Annotated in this window: 21 protein-coding genes and 2 pseudogenes; 7 read left to right on the forward strand and 16 right to left on the reverse strand. The window is 54.9% G+C overall.

Features of this window, described 5'->3' with window-relative positions:
* Nucleotide 1: 1 nt before the first annotated feature.
* The 16 genes and pseudogenes from phnG to AU509_RS08595 all read right to left on the reverse strand — a co-directional run bounded on the left by phnG (nucleotide 2) and on the right by AU509_RS08595 (nucleotide 12,222).
* Nucleotides 2–445 (reverse strand): phosphonate C-P lyase system protein PhnG, encoded by a 444-nt coding sequence (gene phnG, locus AU509_RS08525; RefSeq protein WP_409359758.1) that lies wholly within the window; start codon nucleotides 443–445, stop codon nucleotides 2–4.
* Entirely contained in the window at nucleotides 439–903 is a 465-nt protein-coding gene (locus AU509_RS18605) for an NAD-binding protein (RefSeq protein ID WP_254901545.1), read from the reverse strand. Before AU509_RS18605 ends, phnG begins: the two co-directional genes overlap by 7 nt.
* 29 nt (nucleotides 904–932) lie before the next feature.
* Nucleotides 933–1,349 carry an NAD(P)-binding domain-containing protein gene (locus AU509_RS18610; RefSeq protein ID WP_254901546.1) on the reverse strand — a complete coding sequence of 139 codons (417 nt, stop codon included), beginning with the start codon at nucleotides 1,347–1,349 and terminating at the stop codon, nucleotides 933–935.
* Between the two features lie 51 nt (nucleotides 1,350–1,400).
* The gene (gene aepY, locus AU509_RS08535; protein WP_094118140.1) at nucleotides 1,401–2,555 is read right to left on the reverse strand and encodes a phosphonopyruvate decarboxylase; all 1,155 of its coding nucleotides are present in this window, start codon (nucleotides 2,553–2,555) and stop codon (nucleotides 1,401–1,403) included.
* 58 nt (nucleotides 2,556–2,613) lie between these two features.
* Nucleotides 2,614–3,525, reverse strand: a complete 912-nt coding sequence (gene aepX, locus AU509_RS08540) for a phosphoenolpyruvate mutase (RefSeq protein ID WP_094118141.1) — start codon at nucleotides 3,523–3,525, stop codon at nucleotides 2,614–2,616.
* Nucleotides 3,526–4,090: 565 nt separating this feature from the next.
* Nucleotides 4,091–4,363: a PTS phosphocarrier protein NPr gene (npr, locus tag AU509_RS08545; RefSeq protein WP_026740687.1), complete on the reverse strand. Its 273-nt coding sequence runs from the start codon at nucleotides 4,361–4,363 to the stop codon at nucleotides 4,091–4,093.
* Nucleotides 4,360–5,213: pseudogene (gene rapZ / locus AU509_RS08550) on the reverse strand (RNase adapter RapZ). The gene npr and the pseudogene rapZ overlap by 4 nt, the downstream one beginning before the upstream one ends.
* Nucleotides 5,214–5,374: 161 nt before the next feature.
* Nucleotides 5,375–5,863: a PTS IIA-like nitrogen regulatory protein PtsN gene (gene ptsN / locus AU509_RS08555; RefSeq protein WP_094118142.1), complete on the reverse strand. Its 489-nt coding sequence runs from the start codon at nucleotides 5,861–5,863 to the stop codon at nucleotides 5,375–5,377.
* Nucleotides 5,864–5,962: 99 nt separating this feature from the next.
* On the reverse strand, nucleotides 5,963–6,250 hold the full coding sequence (gene hpf, locus AU509_RS08560; RefSeq protein WP_085651065.1) for a ribosome hibernation promoting factor: 288 nt from the start codon (nucleotides 6,248–6,250) through the stop codon (nucleotides 5,963–5,965).
* 24 nt (nucleotides 6,251–6,274) lie between these two features.
* A complete protein-coding gene (gene rpoN, locus AU509_RS08565) occupies nucleotides 6,275–7,708 on the reverse strand; it encodes an RNA polymerase factor sigma-54 (protein WP_085651064.1) in 1,434 nt (477 codons plus the stop codon).
* Between the two features lie 45 nt (nucleotides 7,709–7,753).
* Nucleotides 7,754–8,479, reverse strand: a complete 726-nt coding sequence (lptB, locus tag AU509_RS08570; RefSeq protein ID WP_085651063.1) for an LPS export ABC transporter ATP-binding protein — start codon at nucleotides 8,477–8,479, stop codon at nucleotides 7,754–7,756.
* Between the two features lie 3 nt (nucleotides 8,480–8,482).
* Nucleotides 8,483–9,060, reverse strand: a pseudogene (gene lptA, locus AU509_RS08575) (lipopolysaccharide ABC transporter substrate-binding protein LptA).
* A complete protein-coding gene (gene lptC / locus AU509_RS08580) occupies nucleotides 9,038–9,607 on the reverse strand; it encodes an LPS export ABC transporter periplasmic protein LptC (protein ID WP_094118143.1) in 570 nt (189 codons plus the stop codon). Before lptC ends, lptA begins: the two are co-directional and overlap by 23 nt.
* Nucleotides 9,604–10,170, reverse strand: coding sequence for a 3-deoxy-manno-octulosonate-8-phosphatase KdsC (gene kdsC, locus AU509_RS08585; protein ID WP_094118144.1), 567 nt, complete (start codon nucleotides 10,168–10,170; stop codon nucleotides 9,604–9,606). Before kdsC ends, lptC begins: the two co-directional genes overlap by 4 nt.
* Nucleotides 10,171–10,240: 70 nt before the next feature.
* Nucleotides 10,241–11,227, reverse strand: a complete 987-nt coding sequence (gene kdsD / locus AU509_RS08590; protein WP_085651059.1) for an arabinose-5-phosphate isomerase KdsD — start codon at nucleotides 11,225–11,227, stop codon at nucleotides 10,241–10,243.
* 32 nt (nucleotides 11,228–11,259) lie between these two features.
* On the reverse strand, nucleotides 11,260–12,222 hold the full coding sequence (locus AU509_RS08595) for a calcium/sodium antiporter (protein ID WP_085651058.1): 963 nt from the start codon (nucleotides 12,220–12,222) through the stop codon (nucleotides 11,260–11,262).
* Nucleotides 12,223–12,499: 277 nt separating this feature from the next.
* Between AU509_RS08595 and mlaF the strand changes: the two genes are divergently transcribed.
* The 7 genes from mlaF to murA all read left to right on the forward strand — a co-directional run bounded on the left by mlaF (nucleotide 12,500) and on the right by murA (nucleotide 17,289).
* The gene (mlaF, locus tag AU509_RS08600; protein ID WP_085651091.1) at nucleotides 12,500–13,312 is read left to right on the forward strand and encodes a phospholipid ABC transporter ATP-binding protein MlaF; all 813 of its coding nucleotides are present in this window, start codon (nucleotides 12,500–12,502) and stop codon (nucleotides 13,310–13,312) included.
* Nucleotides 13,313–13,319: 7 nt separating this feature from the next.
* Nucleotides 13,320–14,102 (forward strand): lipid asymmetry maintenance ABC transporter permease subunit MlaE, encoded by a 783-nt coding sequence (mlaE, locus tag AU509_RS08605; RefSeq protein WP_085651057.1) that lies wholly within the window; start codon nucleotides 13,320–13,322, stop codon nucleotides 14,100–14,102.
* 3 nt (nucleotides 14,103–14,105) lie between these two features.
* A complete protein-coding gene (gene mlaD, locus AU509_RS08610) occupies nucleotides 14,106–14,657 on the forward strand; it encodes an outer membrane lipid asymmetry maintenance protein MlaD (RefSeq protein WP_094118145.1) in 552 nt (183 codons plus the stop codon).
* Between the two features lie 12 nt (nucleotides 14,658–14,669).
* The gene (gene mlaC, locus AU509_RS08615; RefSeq protein WP_085651055.1) at nucleotides 14,670–15,305 is read left to right on the forward strand and encodes a phospholipid-binding protein MlaC; all 636 of its coding nucleotides are present in this window, start codon (nucleotides 14,670–14,672) and stop codon (nucleotides 15,303–15,305) included.
* Entirely contained in the window at nucleotides 15,298–15,600 is a 303-nt protein-coding gene (gene mlaB, locus AU509_RS08620; protein ID WP_094118146.1) for a lipid asymmetry maintenance protein MlaB, read from the forward strand. The genes mlaC and mlaB overlap by 8 nt, the downstream gene beginning before the upstream one ends.
* 131 nt (nucleotides 15,601–15,731) lie before the next feature.
* Entirely contained in the window at nucleotides 15,732–15,986 is a 255-nt protein-coding gene (gene ibaG / locus AU509_RS08625; RefSeq protein ID WP_026740703.1) for a BolA family iron metabolism protein IbaG, read from the forward strand.
* A gap of 40 nt (nucleotides 15,987–16,026) precedes the next feature.
* Entirely contained in the window at nucleotides 16,027–17,289 is a 1,263-nt protein-coding gene (gene murA, locus AU509_RS08630) for a UDP-N-acetylglucosamine 1-carboxyvinyltransferase (RefSeq protein WP_094118147.1), read from the forward strand.
* Nucleotides 17,290–17,291 lie beyond the last annotated feature (2 nt).

Genomic DNA, 17,291 nt, shown 5'->3' on the forward strand with positions numbered 1-17,291 from the left:
ATTACTCTCCTCTGACCAACGTAAAGAAGTTGACTCGACTGGCGGCGACTTCCCGTCGCTGCCGGTCATGTTCAGCTTGCTGTTGCTTGGCGAGAGGAGAGACCACGTTCTTCCACAACTGGTTAAAGGCGGACTGGGTTTGTAATAAAGCATCAATCAAGGCACAGCGCTCGGCATGAGTCTTGTCTCTGCCGAGGATATAGCTGTAGCCGCAAATGCCGTCCTTAATTTGCAGAGCCGCGCGGGTGACGGTCATATCGCCCACCATAAAACGCTGCCCTGTGGATTCCATGCGCCCTTGCAGCTGGATCAGACCGATTTCCGTCGGTCTCAGTATTTGATAGTCCGCGACAATATTGAGAGGTTGCCAAAAGGACAGCAGTGCTTCGGCACGGCTGCGTGACAGCACGGACATCCAGTAAGCGCGTTGCTCTTTTTTCACCACCATTTTTCTGCCTCCGGCTCTTGCTGTTGTGACTGCTGCGACAAATAGGCAAAACATGCGGTCTGATCCTGGGGCGGCCTGAGGGCTTCGGCGGTATTCAGATAGATGCGCTGAACACGGTCAAAAAAGGCGCTATGGATCGCTCGTTCCTGAAACAGGGCGTGTGCCAGATCCAGGTCCTTGATGCGGATAGCTAACGGGACGGAAACCTGATCAGTGGGGTGAAGATAGCGATTCAGCATCACCTCCATATAGGTGGAGCGACCTCGCCCTAGCGGTAGCGCTTTCTGCAAGGCGGCCTGGCTGATGCCGGACTTCTCCGCCAGCAGAATGGACTCTGCGGCAACCAGCAGGTGGACGGCTTCGCAGTAGTTGTTGATCACTTTCATGGCCTGTGCGGCCTGGTTGCTGTCCATGACGGCATAGCCGTTGCTCAGGAAGGAGAGCAACGGGGGCAAGACGTCGGCAAAGGCCCGCGGGATGGGGCCTACCCAGCAAGCCAGTTTGCCGGTGCGCGCGCCTTCGGGGCCCCCGGAAACGGGGCTTCGACGTAGTGAGCGCCGTGTCGTTGGAAAAACGCCTCCATGTGCTGGCTATCTTGGGGGCCGATAGTGCTGATGTTGACAATAAGAGGCTGACATTCCTCGAGTTTATTTTTTATTTCAGGGGTACAAAAAAGCGTTTTCGTGGCCTGCGCATCGGTCAGGCAAATCAGGATGATCGGTGCTTTACGCGTCAATAATTGGCTGAGTGAACTCACCGCGTGTACGCCGCTCCCGGTGAGTGCTTCAGCTTTACTTGCCGTACGATTGTAAAGGCTGAGGGTGTATTGGCACTGGCGTAGCCTGAGCGCAATTGCCTTTCCTAAGACGCCGACGCCAACCAGGGAAATGTGTTTTGTCATATTGAGCATCCTTTCAACGCCACCGATACGGGGAAGGGTGGTAGGGGGTTATCAGCGGGAGTGAGCTGGCTGCGACAGGAAGTGCATAAAACAGGTTCGATTCTGAGAAGGCGATGTTGTGGGCCGTCCCAGATTGTCGCGATGCCCAATGCGGCATTTCACCTCGATAAATTGACTTCCCTGACTCGTCAGAGCCTGACGAAGCACGGCTTGCAGGGCTTCTCGGCTTCCTACTGTCGAAACCTGTCGATAGCCGCAGGCGGTAGCGATGGGGGCTAAGGGCAGTCGCGACGCCGCCGTTCGCTGACCGCCGACGGAGTCATGGGCGCCGTTATTGATAACGATATGGATAAGCGTGGGGGAAAGGGCGCTATTGGTCAGCCCGCCCATGTGCATCAACGTCGCGCCGTCACCGTCCAGACAGACAACTTTTTTACCCGGTCGACCTTCGCTGATACCCAGCGCTATCTGGCTGGCGAGGCCCATGCCGCCTACGGTCAGAAAGTCACGGTCGTGCTCTTCGCCGCGCTGTTCACGTAGCTCGAACAGCTCGCGCGATAGCATACCGGTGGTGCTGACAATGGGGATGTCGGCCGGTAGTACGGACAGAACTTCCGCAACGATCTCTTCGCGCAGCAGCGTGGCTGACGTTCGCGACGGCTGCCTGGCTTGCTGGCAGGGAGAGAATGTATTTTTACGTACGATTAAAGCGACAGGACGTTTATCGCGTTTTGCCTGTTCCAGGAGCTGTTCTATCTGCGGGAAGTCGATATCAGGCTCGCCTTCCAATATATGGTAGGGAATAGTGAGTATCTCTAACTGCGGTAGCGTGACCCGACCTTGCATAACATGCTGCGGTTCGTCATTCAGTTGCGTTCCGTCTGGTTTTGTTTCGCCACGCCAGCCGATAATAAATAGCATCGGGATACTGTAAACGTCTGTCGTCGCCAATGAACAAATTGGATTAACGATATTTCCCAGCCCGGAGTTTTGTAAATAAACCACAGGTACTAAGCCTGTTGCCAACTGATAGCCAATAGCCATTCCTGCTGCAGCGCCTTCATTGCAAGCTAACTGATGACGCATATCTTCTTTTGATCCGTCGATAGCCAGACAGAATTCTTTTAATAAAGAATCAGGGACGCCACTATAGAATCGAATACCTTTCTGGTGTAAAAAAACCAAAAAATCATCAGGGCTAATCATGATAATTTCCTTCTTTTTAATGATTGGTTGTATTGCTAAATTGTGAGTCACCCAGTGATTATTTCGTGCCCGGAATTAAATTGAGGATCTCCTTTATAGAAATACATTTGTCTTCTATTTCTTGCGTACGGCCATTTTTGAGAATGTGGGGAAGAATTTCACGCATGGCCGGATAAGATGCGCGCAACATATGGTTGGCATAGATAATGATGTTAAAACCACTATCGACCAGGTGTTCAAAGGTAATGTCGTTAAAACTGGTCGGCACGCATACCAAAGGGATCTGCGGATAATGACTGCGAAAGATTTTTGCAAATTCGAGAATTTCATCCGGAGTTTTAAGCCGGCTGTGGATCATAATACCATCAGCGCCCGCCTCGACGTAACGCAGCGCGCGGTCAATGGCATCGTCCATACCGGCCTCCAATATCAGGCTTTCAATGCGCGCAATCAACATGAATTCCGGCGTCAACTGAGCCTGTTTGGCCGCTTTGATTTTGGCGCAGAAGTCGTCCACGCTAGCCTGGGTTTGTTTTACATCGTTACCAAATAGTGAGTTTTTCTTCAGGCCGGTTTTATCCTCGATAATAATGGCGGAAATCCCCAGATTTTCGGCCTCGCGGATATGGTACACAAGATGTTCTATCTGGCCGCCGGTATCACCGTCAAAAATTAATGGGCTGTTCGTGACATTGAAAATATCCGCGATGGAATTAAACCGGCGGCTGTAATTGACTAATTCTGTATCGGGTTGACCGCGTAAAGTAGAATCGGTCAGAGAGCTTGACCAAAAAGCGTCAAATTTATGACTCACTCCTTCTCTTATATATTCTGCTTCTTCAATGAGCATGGCGGATAATGGACTGTGAGCTTCCATTACGCGAATCGCTTTTTTACTATTCAGTAGTTCCCTCAGTGCGCCACGACGAGAATCTGGTGTTTGGCCTTTATTGGCTATACTTTTAGACATCGTGATATCCTCATCAACGTATTTCTATTCCTACTACTTATCTTGTAGTCACTTAACCCTGCCAAAATGACAAGATATTACTTTGGCTCACTAATTAGCCATTTTGGTAGATTGTGTTTTCGTATTTTTATTAATAATTTTTTTAATTTCAAATCAGATAATATTTTTTGTTTTTTTACAGGTTTTTATATCTGCATGAAGTTAAAAGGGAAAATGGCATTCTTGGTAAAAACGAATAGAATAAACTTCTTATTAATCTCGCGAATAAATATGATCGCATATTGTTTAAGGCACTTTCCAGATTTTGGGCCTAATGGAAATTTAAGGTTTCTTTATAAAAATGAAGATAAGAAAATAATTTCATGTTATTTATCCGGTTAAGTTGTGAACTTTGGTTTTTTTGAAATTAACAAAACAATTGAGAACCTTTATAGGAACACAGGTTTTTATTTACACACTTCGAACGTTATGAGCTCAAAAATAGTTCAGGTGTAGGGAAGATTGGGAGATGACAAGGAGAGGGGGAGATGGACGGTTTGAAGTGGAAAAGCGAGCGGAAACCTCGTTATTCTTCGTCAAAGCCGGCGTCGAATAGTTTAACGACGGCCGCAAGGGCTTCGTTTTCGTCTGGACCCGTCGCCTCGATTTCGATGCGCCGGCCCTTGGCGGAGTCCAGCATTAACATGGCGATCACGCTGCTGGCTTCCGCCTGCGTGCCGCTCTCATTGCGCAGAATGACTTCGGCATCGAAATTTTGTACCAGTTCGAATAGCTTCATCGCCGGTCGGGCGTGCATACCCAGACGGTTTTTGACTTCAACGGTATGTCTTACGGTCATGATTTACGTTTTTCCAGCGTACGGTGGCGCAGTTGCACGTTTTTGCCTCTGGAGTGGAAGTAATCGGCCAACTGCTCGGCGATATATACCGAACGGTGTTTACCACCAGTGCAACCAATAGCGACGGTCAGGTAGCTGCGATTGTTGGTTTCCAGCATCGGCAGCCACAGCTCAAGATAGCTGCGCGTTTGATAGATGAAGTTATGCACTTCGGTATGGCGATCCAAAAACGCCGCGACAGGTTTGTCCAGCCCGGTCATGGGTCGCAGCTTCGGATCCCAGTGCGGGTTCGGCAGGAAGCGAACGTCAAACACATAGTCGGCGTCAATCGGGATACCGTGCTTGTAGCCGAACGATTCAAACACCATCGTCAGCTCGCGTTCGCGCTTGCCCAACAGGCGGGCGCGCAGCATCTCGGCCAGTTCATGTACTGACATCTCGGAAGTGTCGATGATCAAGTCGGCGCGGGAGCGCAGCGGCTCCAGCAGATTATTCTCTTCGTCGATGGCGTTTTCGAGCGACAGGTTCTGGCTGGATAGCGGATGCAGGCGACGGGTATCGCTGTAGCGACGGATCAGCGTATTGCGGTCGGCGTCCAGGAACAGCAGCTGCGGCGAGAAACTGCTCGGCAGTCGGGTCAGCGCCTGTTCCAGCACTTCCGGCGTTTCCGGCATGTTGCGCACGTCAATGCTGACCGCCGCCGAGATATTCCGCGCCGCCAGGGCATTGGCCAGATCCGGCAGCAGAATTACAGGCAGGTTATCCACGCAGTAGAAACCCATGTCTTCCAGTGCGCGCAGGGCAACGGATTTGCCCGAGCTGAACGACCACTGACAATCATCAGCACCATCTGACGACTCCCCCAGGCAGCGGAATGGTGAGGGTCTCGCTGCCACCGTTAGCTTATGTTAGTCATCCGGCTTTCGCCGGAATTTTTACCGGACGCAGACGCTGTCTGCATGGCGTCCGGTACTGTCATATTCTTTGTCTGGATACGCTTCGCCCTGAGGTTCAGGGTTGTTCGGCGCTATCCGCTTCGGTCATGATCTGATACAGCTCTTCGTCGCTCTGCGCACTCCGTAAACGGCGGCACAGCGCTTTGTCCGACAGCTGTCTGGCGACCAGCGCCAGCGTATTCAAATGGGTTTTACATTGTTCGGCGGGAACCAGCAAGGCAAACAGCAGGTCCACGGGCTGGTTATCAATGGCATCGAAGGCGACGGGTTGATCCAGATGGATAAACACGCCTACGGCGCTCAACGAGTCATCGTTCTCGAGCTTGCCGTGAGGAATGGCGATACCGTTGCCGATACCGGTGCTGCCCATACGTTCCCGCCCCAAAATGGCTTCAAAGATAATCTGTGAGGGCAGATTGAGCTGTGCCGCAGCGAGTTCGCTGATAATTTCCAGAGCGCGCTTTTTACTCTGGCAGCTTACGGCGTTGCGGGTGCACTCCTGACGAAGTACGGCGCTGAGTTGCATAATGGAATCGTTATTCATTTTATATTCACCTGACAACACTAGGGCCTCCAGCTACCGAAACGGCGGCTCTTACCGAGCGGGCCGTTCCGGTCCCTGCGCCTGGAGGCGGGGCAATAATCAGTGCTGCTTCAGTTTATCCTTATGTTTGTTTAACTGTCGCGCCAGCTTGTCGATGAGAAGATCGATGGCGGCATACATCTCGCCCGCTTCTGATGTGGCATGCAGCTCACCGCCGTTAACGTGGATCGTGGCTTCAGCAATTTGCTGAATTTTTTCCACTTTCAGCACCACGTACACCTGATTAATGCGATCAAAATACTGTTCCAGCTTCGCGAATTTGGTGTTTAAAAATTCGCGCAGGGCATCGGTAATGTCGACATGGTGTCCGGTAATGTTCAGCTGCATAGCGTCTTCCTTCTCAGTTCAAGGTCAAACCAGTTGTTTACGCTGGTTGGACGGTGGGATAGATAAAGACTCGCGATATTTGGCAACGGTGCGTCGAGCGACGATGATCCCCTGCTCGGAAAGCAGGGTGGTCAGCTTGCTGTCGCTGAGCGGTTTGGCGGGATTTTCCGCAGCGATTAATTTCTTGACCAACGCTCGGATAGCGGTGGACGACGCTTCTCCGCCGCTGTCGGTATTGACGTGGCTGGAGAAGAAATATTTCAGTTCGAAGATGCCGCGCGGGCTGTGCAAAAACTTCTGCGTCGTGACGCGGGAAATGGTGGACTCATGCATTTCCACCGCCTGGGCGATATCCGCCAGCACCATGGGCTTCATGTACTCTTCGCCGTGGTCGAAGAAAGCCTGCTGCTGCTCGACGATACAGCGGGTGACCTTCAGCAGCGTGTCGTTGCGGCTCTCCAGACTTTTGATAAGCCAGCGGGCTTCCTGAAGATGACTGCGGATAAACTGGCCGTCGCTGTCGCTGCGCGTGCTGTTGCCGAGCGCAGCATACTGCTGGTTGATTTGCAGTCGCGGCACGCTGTCGGTATTGAGTTCGACGGACCAGCGATCCTGCACTTTACGCACCAGGACGTCGGGGATCACGTATTCCGATTCGCCGGTGTTGATGGACTGTCCCGGACGTGGGTCGAGCGACTGAATCAGCGCCAGAGCTTCTTTTAGCACGTCTTCTTTGAGACGGCTGGCGCGAATGAGCGTACGGAAATCGTGATTCGCCAGCAGAGCGAGATACTCGCTGACGATCAGCGTGGCTTCTTCCCAGCGCGGCATTTTATTGTCGAACTGAGACAGCTGAACCAGCAGACATTCGCGCAGATCGCGCGAAGCCACGCCCACCGGATCGAAGCGTTGCACCCGTTTCAGGACCGCTTCCACTTCTTCCATCGTCAGCTCTTCGTTACCGACGCTGTCGCGAATTTCTTCCAGTGAGACGGTGAGATAACCGGTGGGGTCGACGGCGTCGACGATGGAGGTCGCGATGGCGGCATCGGTGTCGGAGAACGGCGTCAGCTCCACCTGCCACATCAGATAGTCTTGGAGCGATTGTGTCGTTTCGCCCTGATAGACCGGCAGCTCATCATCGCGGTAGTCGGTGCTGGTCCCGGAGGGCGTGCCCGCCGTGTAGATTTCATCCCAGGCGGCATCCAGCGGCAGCTCGTCGGGCATATCTTTCTGCTCCAGCGCTTCGCGGGTATCCAGCGCCTCGCTACTGCTGCTTTCTTGCGTCTCGACCTCTTCGTGGGGATCGGTTTGTTCCAGCAAGGGGTTGCTTTCCAGCGCCTGTTGAATTTCTTGCTGGAGTTCAAGCGTGGACAGCTGCAACAGGCGGATTGCCTGCTGTAACTGTGGCGTCATTGCCAGTTGCTGGCTAAGCCTGAGTTGCAAACCTTGCTTCATAAATAGCGCTAACTTCCCTTGGATAATACGAACGAAAATATGACGTCAGAGTCGGAAGCCTTCGCCCAGATAGACACGTTTGACCTGTTCATTGGCCAATATATCCGCCGGTGATCCGTGGGCGATGAGATGGCCCTGGCTGACGATATAGGCACGTTCACAGACGTCCAGCGTTTCGCGGACGTTATGGTCGGTGATGAGGACACCCAGACCGCTGTCGCGGAGGTGTTCAATAATTTTCTTAATATCTATCACCGAAATTGGGTCCACCCCGGCGAAAGGTTCATCCAGAAGAATGAACTTGGGATTGGCTGCGAGCGCTCGGGCGATTTCCACTCGACGACGCTCACCACCGGAGAGAGATTGTCCCAGACTATCGCGTAAATGAGCAATATGAAACTCTTCCATCAGCTCATTGGCGCGGTCCGCCTGCTGTTCCTGCGTCAGATCCTTACGAATTTGCAGCACGGCCATCAGGTTATCGTAAACGCTCAACCGCCGAAAAATTGACGCTTCCTGCGGCAGGTAGCCAATGCCGCGACGTGCGCGGTCGTGCAACGGCAGCAGACTGATGTCGTCGTTGTCGATAATGATGCGGCCTTCATCGCGCTGCACGATGCCGACGACCATATAGAACGTGGTGGTCTTGCCCGCGCCGTTCGGGCCCAACAGGCCGACGATTTCGCCGGAGTTAACCTTGAGGCTGACGTTTTCCACGACCTTACGGCCTTTGTACGCCTTAGCCAGATTTTCTGCGATTAATGTAGCCATGAGTTATTGCGTCGCTCGCTGTTGCGGTTTGGGGGACTTGGCCGGTGCGGTGCGCTGGCCGTTTTTGTCCTGCAACTGGGACGGAACCAGAACCGTTGTCACACGCTTGCCTTTATCGCTGAATGCTTGCATCTGCTGCTGCTTGACCAGATAGGTGATGCGATCGCCTTTGACGTTACTGTCCAGCTGTTCCAGATAGCGTCGCCGGTCAGGATGACGTTGTCTTTATCCAGCTCATAGCGCATTTTCTGTGAGTGGCCTTTGACCGGTTTGCCGTTGTCCTGCATCTGGTAGAACGTCGCCGGATTCCCGAATCCTTCGATGACTTCGCGACCTTGCTGGCCCTGAGGACGGGTGACGACGACTTTGTCCGCCTGGACCTTGATCGATCCCTGCGTGACGATGACATTGCCGGTAAACGTAACGACGTTGCCCTGCATGTCTAAAGACTGCTGGTCGGAGTCGATGTGAATCGGCTGATCGGTATCGCCTGTCAGCGCCAATACCGGCATGCTGGCGGAAAACAGCGAGCTGGCGATCAGCGCGTGGCGCAGTGCTTTATTGATTTTTTGGAATTTCATAGGAGGTTTTTACCTTTTCGATCAACTCTGCTGTCTTGTTGCGCAGATTTCCACGCATTTTTAAACCCTTGGAGGTAAAGCTGGCACCGTATAACGTCACTTCATCATCGGATGAGACGTCCTGAGTGATCAGGTTTACCTGGGCATTATCTGTTTTGACCCGTTCCAGCTGGGAATCCGTCGTCAAGCTGTTCATCTCGACATGGCCGTACAGATACAGCATGCGGTCCTTAGTCAGTTTGGCTCGATCGGAGCGGACTGACCAGGTCGCGACGCCTAATTCGTTGTACATGGTGGCGACCGGCTGGGTGAACCAGGTCAGCTGGTCATTTTCGTAATATTCGGCTTTTTCAGTCACCAGCTTGTAGGCCAGTTTCCCCGTAGGGTCATACACCACCGTAAGGTTTTGCTGAGTGGTGTAGGTCGGCGCGTTGTTCTCCGATACCGCGGGCGTCGCGTCATCGCGGGTAGACGTCAGATTCAAGCCGATGAGCACCAGCGCGATCAGTGCCAGCAGGGCGGTCAGCCAGCGCTTTGTTTTATTCATATCGACAACCCTTTAGCCAACTCCAGCTTGTCCTGCGCCTGTAAAATCAGGTCGCAAATCTCGCGTACGGCGCCGCGCCCGCCAGCGGTGCGCGTCACATAATCCGAACGGGGCAACAGCAGCGGATGGGCATCCGCCACGGCGACGCTCAGTCCGACTTCCGCCATGACCGGCCAGTCAATCAAATCGTCGCCGATATAGGCGACCTGATGGGCCTCAAGCGCCAGTTTATCCAACAGCTCGCGGAAGGCCAAAAGCTTATCAGACTGTCCCTGATAAAGGTGAGAAATCCCCAGGGTCTTGCAACGGTCTTCCAGAAGCTTGGCTGAACGGCCGGTAATGATGGCGACGTCGATATCGGACGTCAGCAGGCAGCGGATGCCGTAGCCGTCCCGGACGTTAAATGTTTTCAGCTCTTCGCCCTGATTGCCCATGTAGATCAGACCATCGGACAGCACGCCGTCCACATCGCAGATGAGCAGACGGATATCTCGGGCCTTGCCCATCACTGCGTCGGCGACGGGGCCGTAGCAGGTCTCGGTGTTCGGCGGGGTTTTACTCATTTCACGCTTGTCCTTGGTTTACAGCCGGGTTGAAGTCGTTGGGTCAACGCCAGGTGACGCGGTGGCTGGATTAAACCACACCTGCCCGCAGCATGTCGTGCATATGCACGACGCCGACCAGACGATCGTCTTTGGCGACCATCAGCGCCGTCACATGACGCGACTGCATCAGGTTCAGCGCATCCACGGCCAGCATTTGCGATGTCACGCGGATACCGCCGCCCGTCATGACGTCGACGATGCGCGCGCTGTTCAGATCGATATTCAGATCGAAAATACGGCGCAGGTCGCCATCGGTGAAAATCCCTTCGATGGTGCCGTCGGGCGCGCAGATGGCGGTCATTCCCAGGTTCTTACGGGTGATCTCCAACAGCGCATCGCGCAGTGAGGCATCCCGGGGCACACTGGGGATTTCATCGCCAGCGTGCATGATATCGTTCACCCGCAATAACAGTTTGCGGCCAAGTGCTCCGCCCGGATGAGACAGGGCGAAATCTTCCGCGGTAAATCCGCGAGCCTGAAGCAGCGCCACGGCAATCGCGTCGCCCATTACCAGCGTAGCAGTTGTGCTGGAGGTGGGCGCCAGACCCAGCGGGCAGGCTTCCTGCGAAACATGAATGCAAAGATGGTGATCGGCGGCTTTTCCCATGGTGCTTTCCGGGTTGCCGGTCATGCAGATCAACGGGACGTGCAGACGTTTGAGCACGGGGATCAGGGCCAGAATCTCATGGGATTCGCCGGAGTTGGAGATAGCGATCACGATATCCTGCGCGGTAATCATCCCGAGATCGCCGTGACTGGCCTCGCCGGGATGCACGAAGAAGGACGGCGTGCCGGTACTGGCGAAGGTCGCGGCGATCTTGCAGCCGATATGACCGGATTTCCCCATGCCCATCACCACGACTTTGCCCGCACAGCGGAAAATCATCTCGCAGACGCGGGTGAAGTTGTCGTCGATATACTGATCCAATTGAGCCAGCGTTTCGCGCTCAATGGATAAAACCTGTTTCCCTGCGCTCTGGAAATCGAAATTGGAGGGTAGCTCAAAGTGTGACATTCAAAACGTCCTGCGTTGCCGATAAGGTCCGGCTATGAAAAAAAGAACAGCACGGCGAGGTAAGCGATAAACGCGCACAGCAATAGCGCGCCCGCGCCCTGACCGATGCACCGTTTCTGGCGTAGGCACAGTGCCGCCAGCAGTACGCTGGCTCCCAGCATCACCCAGTAGTCGCGGCTGAACGCCAGTGGGTTCACTGACCCCGGGGAAAGCAGCGCCGGTACGCCCAGCACAATGCCGATGTTGAAAATATTGGAACCGATCAGGTTGCCCAGCGCGATGTCGTCTTCTTTCTTCAGCGTGCCGACGATAGCGGTGGCGAGTTCGGGCAGGCTGGTGCCGATGGCTAGCACCGTCAGACCGATAGTTAATTCGCTAATATTAAAGCTGCGGGCGATCACCGTGGCGTTGTCCACGACGATGCGGGTCGCCATGGGCAGAATGATGACGCCTAACACCAGCCACAGTAAGGCGACGGTCGAGTTATTGTCGCGCGGCAGCTCATCCATCTGCTCGCGCGTCAGGCTATCCACGCCCGCCTGTTGGGCGGTGCGAGCCATGCGCAGTATCATCGTGATCGAGACCGCGGCTGACAGCAGCAGTATCACGCCGTCCAGTCGGCTGAGGTCATGGTCGAGCAGCAAGACGCCGCACAACGCCGTGACGATCAACATCAGCGGCAGTTCCCGACGCACCAAGACCGAATGGAAGGTCAGCGGGCGAATTAATGTGGCGCTGCCGAGGATCAGCAGAATGTTGGCGATGTTGGAGCCGAGCACATTGCCCACCGCCATATCTATCTGATGATTCAGCGCTGCGGTGACCGAAACCATCAGCTCCGGCAACGAGGTACCGAGCCCGACAATCGTAATGCCGATCATCATCGGTGGAATGCCGAAGGAGCGGGCCAACACGGCGGCACCGTAAACCAGTCGGTCGGCACCATAAACCAGCAGAATCAAACCAACAATCAAGAGTACTGTCGCAAAAAGCATGCAGCGTCCTTTATTCAGGTATAATCACCGGTTTATTGGCGCACAAACCAGTATTTTTTGGACGAAGAGTGAACAAGAAAGTCATTTTTCATCTTTGGCGCTAATTTTGACTGTGTAGTGTGAAAAAGTAAAACCAATGGCAACTTTGGTCACGAATTAGTGATGGCCGTTTGTCACAGTGAATGCCTGATGCGTCATCCGGCGTGGAAGGACGGTTCAACATACGGTCTTAATGCTGATGACTGCGCCGCTCGCGCAGTCGGAAAGGAAACATATGATGAATCCCGAAGTCTCTAACCTGGTTGAAGTTCGCGGGCTCAGTTTTCGCCGGGGAAATCGGCAGATTTTCACCGATATTTCCCTGAACGTTCCCAAACGCAAAGTGACGGCCATCATGGGGCCGTCCGGCATCGGCAAAACCACGCTGTTGCGCCTCATCGGCGGACAGCTGCCGCCGGATCAGGGGCAAATCTGGTTCGACGGCGAAAACATTCCTGCGCTTTCCCGTTCCGGCCTGTACGAAGCCCGTAAAAAGATGAGCATGCTGTTCCAGTCCGGCGCGCTGTTTACCGACCTCAACGTATTCGATAACGTCGCCTGGCCGCTGCGCGAGCACAGCCAACTGCCGCCGGAACTGTTGCACACCATTGTGATGATGAAACTCGAAGCGGTGGGGTTGCGTGGAGCGGCCTCTCTAATGCCGTCCGAATTGTCCGGCGGGATGGCGCGACGTGCGGCGCTGGCGCGAGCCATCGCGCTCGACCCGCAGCTGATCATGTTTGACGAACCGTTTGTGGGGCAGGACCCCATTACCATGGGCGTGCTGGTCAAACTGATCGATGAACTGAATCATGCGCTCGGTGTCACTTGTATTGTGGTTTCGCACGATGTGCCCGAAGTGTTGAGCATCGCGGACTATGCCTACATCATTGCCGATCAGCACGTCATTGCCGAAGGCACGCCGAACGATTTGCAGCAGAACGCCGACCCCCGTGTCCGCCAGTTCCTGGACGGTATTGCCGACGGGCCGGTGCCTTTCCGCTATCCTGCGGGAGATTACACACGCGAGCTGTTGGAAGCAGGGAGTTAATTTATTCATGCTATTTCAGGCATTAGCGTCTTTTGGACGCGTCGGCATTAACGTTTGCACGTCGTTCGGACGCGCGGGACTCATGCTGTTCAATGCGCTGGTGGGAAAACCGGAGCTCGCCAGACAATGGCCGCTGTTGCGCCGCCAGCTGTACAGCGTGGGCGTACAATCGCTGTTGATCATCGTGGTGTCCGGTCTCTTTATCGGTATGGTGCTGGGCCTGCAGGGGTATCTGGTGCTCACGACCTATAGCGCGGAAGCCAGCCTCGGCATGATTGTCGCGCTATCGCTGCTGCGTGAGCTGGGACCGGTGGTGACCGCGTTGTTGTTCGCAGGTCGCGCTGGATCGGCGCTGACCGCGGAAATCGGCCTGATGAAGGCTACCGAGCAGTTGTCCAGCATGGAAATGATGGCGGTCGACCCGTTACGTCGCGTTGTCGCGCCGCGTTTCTGGGCCGGGGTGATCAGCATGCCGCTGCTGACGGTGATTTTTGTCGCTGTGGGCGTGTGGGGCGGCTCGTTGGTGGGCGTGGACTGGAAAGGCATCGATAGCGGCTTTTTCTGGTCGGCTTTGCAAGGCGCCGTCGAGTGGCGGCTGGATATCGTAAACTGCCTGCTCAAAAGCGTGGCCTTTGCGATTACCGTAACCTGGATCGCTTTGTTTAATGGTTATGACGCGATCCCGACGTCAGAGGGGATTAGCCGTGCAACGACGCGTACCGTCGTGCATTCATCGCTGGCGGTTCTGGGATTGGATTTTTTGCTGACGGCACTGATGTTTGGGAACTAAGTGATGCAAACGAAGAAACATGAAATCTGGGTCGGCGTATTCATGCTGATTGCGCTGGGCGCCATTATCTTTATCTGTCTGAAAGTGGCCGATTTGAACACGTTGGGGCACCAGCAGACGTACCGTTTGACGGCGACGTTCGATAATATCGGCGGTCTGAAAGCGCGTTCGCCGGTGAAAATCGGCGGTGTCGTGATTGGCCGCGTGGACAGCATCGATCTGGATCAGAAAACGTATTTGCCGCGGGTCACGATGGAGATCGATAAGCGTTACGACCGCATTCCGGACACCAGTTCGCTGGCCATCCGCACATCGGGCCTGCTGGGTGAACAGTATCTGGCGCTGAATATGGGCTTCGAAGATCCCGAGATGGGGACGTCTATCCTGAAGGACGGCGGCACGATCCAGGACACTAAATCGGCGATGGTGCTGGAAGACCTGATTGGACAGTTCCTGTACAAGAGCGGCGGCAGCAATGACCATGCTGAGCAGAACGGCAGCGCGCCAGCGGCCGCTCCGGAATCCCAGAATTCCCCCGTGACTCCACATTCTTAAGAGGATACCTGCATGTTGAAACGTTTACTCATGGCGGCAGCGCTTATCGTGATGGCTCCCGCAGCGCTGGCGGCCGACCAGACTAATCCTTACAGCCTGATGGCTGACGCCGCGCAGAAGACCTTCGACCGCCTGAAGAATGAACAGCCGAGTATCCGCCAGAACCCCAATTATCTGCGCAGCATCGTGCGTGAAGAGCTGTTGCCCTATGTGCAGGTGAAATACGCGGGCGCGCTGGTGCTGGGACAATATTACAAGGGCGCGACGCCGGCCCAGCGCGACGCCTACTTCAAGGCGTTCTCCGCTTATCTGGAACAGGCCTACGGTCAGGCGTTGGCGTTGTATCACGGCCAGACTTACCAGATCGCGCCACAGCAGCCGCTGGGCGATGCCAACATTGTGCCTATCCGCGTGACCATCATCGATAACGGCGGCCGTCCGCCGGTGCGGCTCGACTTCCAGTGGCGCAAGAACAGCCAGACCGGCAACTGGCAGGCGTACGACATGATCGCCGAAGGGGTGAGCATGATCACCACCAAGCAGAATGAATGGGCGTCGATACTGCGTCAGCAGGGCGTCGACGGGCTGACCCGCCAGCTGCAAATCTCGGCGCAGCAGCCGATTACGCTGGATCAGAAAAATGGCTGAGCCGCTAAGCTGGCAATCTCAGGAAGGCACGCTAACGTTGAAAGGCGATCTGGATCGTGAAACGCTGCTGCCGCTGTGGCAACAGCATGAGACGCTCCTCGCGGAGTCCGTTGAATTGGACGTGAGCCAGCTGCAACGTGTGGATTCCGCCGGTCTGGCTCTGCTGGTGCACTTTTACCATGAGCAGACGCAAAAGGGCCGCGACCTGCGGATTATCGGCGTGAGCGATCGGCTAAGAACATTGATCGATCTGTATAACCTGAACAACGTCATTCCAGTGCAATTGACCCGCTAATGCACGGCGTTTCTGGCCCTTCGTCCCCCGTTGTCTTTTGCGCCACGGGGGATTTCTTTTGTTTAAGATAGCGGCGGATTCCTCTAAGATACCCCCTGTTTATCATCCCCCCAGACGTAGAATCGAGAGCGATGGAAAATAAAGAAATCGAATCCGTGCTGATGAGCGCATTGGCACTTCAGGAAGTTCATGCATCCGGCGATGGAAGCCATTTTCAGGTGATTGTTGTCGGCGATCTCTTTGCCGGCATGAGCCGCGTTAAGCAGCAGCAGACGGTCTATGCGCCGCTGATGGAATATATCGCGGACAACCGTATTCACGCCCTGTCAATCAAGGCTTATACCCCCGAAGAGTGGCAACGCGATCGTAAGCTCAGCGGCTTTTAAATAGCGCGCCATTGAACTGAATTATTGAGAAATCGTCACTATGGATAAATTTCGTGTGCAGGGGCCGACCCGGCTCTCTGGTGAAGTCACTATCTCCGGGGCTAAAAATGCGGCCTTGCCTATCCTGTTTGCCGCGCTGCTGGCTGAAGAACCGGTAGAAATACAGAATGTCCCGAAACTGCGGGACATCGACACCACGATGAAGCTGCTAAGCCAACTTGGCGCTCGCGTGGAACGCAACGGTTCCGTCCATGTCGACGCTAGCGGAGTCAACGTCTTTTGCGCGCCTTACGAGCTGGTGAAAACGATGCGCGCGTCCATCTGGGCGTTAGGACCGTTGGTGGCCCGTTTCGGTCAGGGACAGGTTTCTCTGCCGGGCGGATGCGCCATCGGCGCGCGTCCGGTCGACCTGCATATCAACGGCCTGGAGCAGTTGGGCGCGAAGATTACCCTGGAAGAAGGGTACGTCAAGGCCCACGTTGACGGGCGTTTGCAGGGTGCGCATATCGTCATGGATAAGGTCAGCGTGGGTGCGACGGTGACGATCATGAGCGCGGCTACGCTGGCGGAAGGTCAGACGATTATTGAAAATGCGGCCCGCGAGCCGGAAATCGTCGATACGGCCCACTTTTTGAATACGCTGGGCGCCAAAATCAGCGGCGCGGGTAGTGACCGTATCGTGATCGACGGCGTTGCTCGCTTGGGCGGCGGCGTTTATCGCGTGCTGCCTGACCGCATCGAAACCGGCACCTTCCTGGTCGCTGGCGCGATTTCCCGCGGTAAGGTCGTATGCCACAGCACGCGTCCGGATACGCTGGATGCGGTACTGGCCAAGCTGCGCGAAGCCGGTGCTGATATCGAAATCGGCGAAGACTGGATCAGTCTGGATATGCATGGCGAGCGTCCTAAAGCCGTAACGTTCCGCACCGCACCGCATCCGGGATTCCCCACCGATATGCAGGCGCAGTTCAGCCTGCTGAATCTAGTGGCGGAAGGCACGGGTGTGATCACGGAAACCATCTTCGAAAACCGCTTCATGCATATTCCTGAGCTGATCCGCATGGGCGCGCAGGCGGAGATTGAGAGCAATACCGTCATCTGCCACGGCGTGGAAAATCTGTCAGGCGCACAGGTCATGGCGACCGATCTGCGGGCATCGGCTAGCCTGGTGCTGGCGGGCTGCATCGCGGAAGGCGCGACGCTGGTCGATCGTATTTATCATATCGATCGCGGCTATGAGCGCATCGAAGATAAGCTGCGTGGTCTTGGCGCAAACATAGAGCGTATTGCTGGCGAGGAGTAAGT

Source organism: Lonsdalea britannica (genome assembly GCF_002111595.1).
GTDB lineage: Bacteria > Pseudomonadota > Gammaproteobacteria > Enterobacterales > Enterobacteriaceae > Lonsdalea > Lonsdalea britannica.

Coding starts and splice junctions, on each gene's coding strand:
- AU509_RS18610 (WP_254901546.1), bottom strand. CDS start 1,349: ATGACAAAACACATTTCCCTGGTTGGCGTCGGCGTCTTAGGAAAGGCA.
- aepY (WP_094118140.1), bottom strand. CDS start 2,555: ATGATTAGCCCTGATGATTTTTTGGTTTTTTTACACCAGAAAGGTATT.
- aepX (WP_094118141.1), bottom strand. CDS start 3,525: ATGTCTAAAAGTATAGCCAATAAAGGCCAAACACCAGATTCTCGTCGT.
- npr (WP_026740687.1), bottom strand. CDS start 4,363: ATGACCGTAAGACATACCGTTGAAGTCAAAAACCGTCTGGGTATGCAC.
- ptsN (WP_094118142.1), bottom strand. CDS start 5,863: ATGAATAACGATTCCATTATGCAACTCAGCGCCGTACTTCGTCAGGAG.
- hpf (WP_085651065.1), bottom strand. CDS start 6,250: ATGCAGCTGAACATTACCGGACACCATGTCGACATTACCGATGCCCTG.
- rpoN (WP_085651064.1), bottom strand. CDS start 7,708: ATGAAGCAAGGTTTGCAACTCAGGCTTAGCCAGCAACTGGCAATGACG.
- lptB (WP_085651063.1), bottom strand. CDS start 8,479: ATGGCTACATTAATCGCAGAAAATCTGGCTAAGGCGTACAAAGGCCGT.
- lptC (WP_094118143.1), bottom strand. CDS start 9,607: ATGAATAAAACAAAGCGCTGGCTGACCGCCCTGCTGGCACTGATCGCG.
- kdsC (WP_094118144.1), bottom strand. CDS start 10,170: ATGAGTAAAACCCCGCCGAACACCGAGACCTGCTACGGCCCCGTCGCC.
- kdsD (WP_085651059.1), bottom strand. CDS start 11,227: ATGTCACACTTTGAGCTACCCTCCAATTTCGATTTCCAGAGCGCAGGG.
- AU509_RS08595 (WP_085651058.1), bottom strand. CDS start 12,222: ATGCTTTTTGCGACAGTACTCTTGATTGTTGGTTTGATTCTGCTGGTT.
- mlaF (WP_085651091.1), top strand. CDS start 12,500: ATGAATCCCGAAGTCTCTAACCTGGTTGAAGTTCGCGGGCTCAGTTTT.
- mlaE (WP_085651057.1), top strand. CDS start 13,320: ATGCTATTTCAGGCATTAGCGTCTTTTGGACGCGTCGGCATTAACGTT.
- mlaD (WP_094118145.1), top strand. CDS start 14,106: ATGCAAACGAAGAAACATGAAATCTGGGTCGGCGTATTCATGCTGATT.
- mlaC (WP_085651055.1), top strand. CDS start 14,670: ATGTTGAAACGTTTACTCATGGCGGCAGCGCTTATCGTGATGGCTCCC.
- mlaB (WP_094118146.1), top strand. CDS start 15,298: ATGGCTGAGCCGCTAAGCTGGCAATCTCAGGAAGGCACGCTAACGTTG.
- ibaG (WP_026740703.1), top strand. CDS start 15,732: ATGGAAAATAAAGAAATCGAATCCGTGCTGATGAGCGCATTGGCACTT.
- murA (WP_094118147.1), top strand. CDS start 16,027: ATGGATAAATTTCGTGTGCAGGGGCCGACCCGGCTCTCTGGTGAAGTC.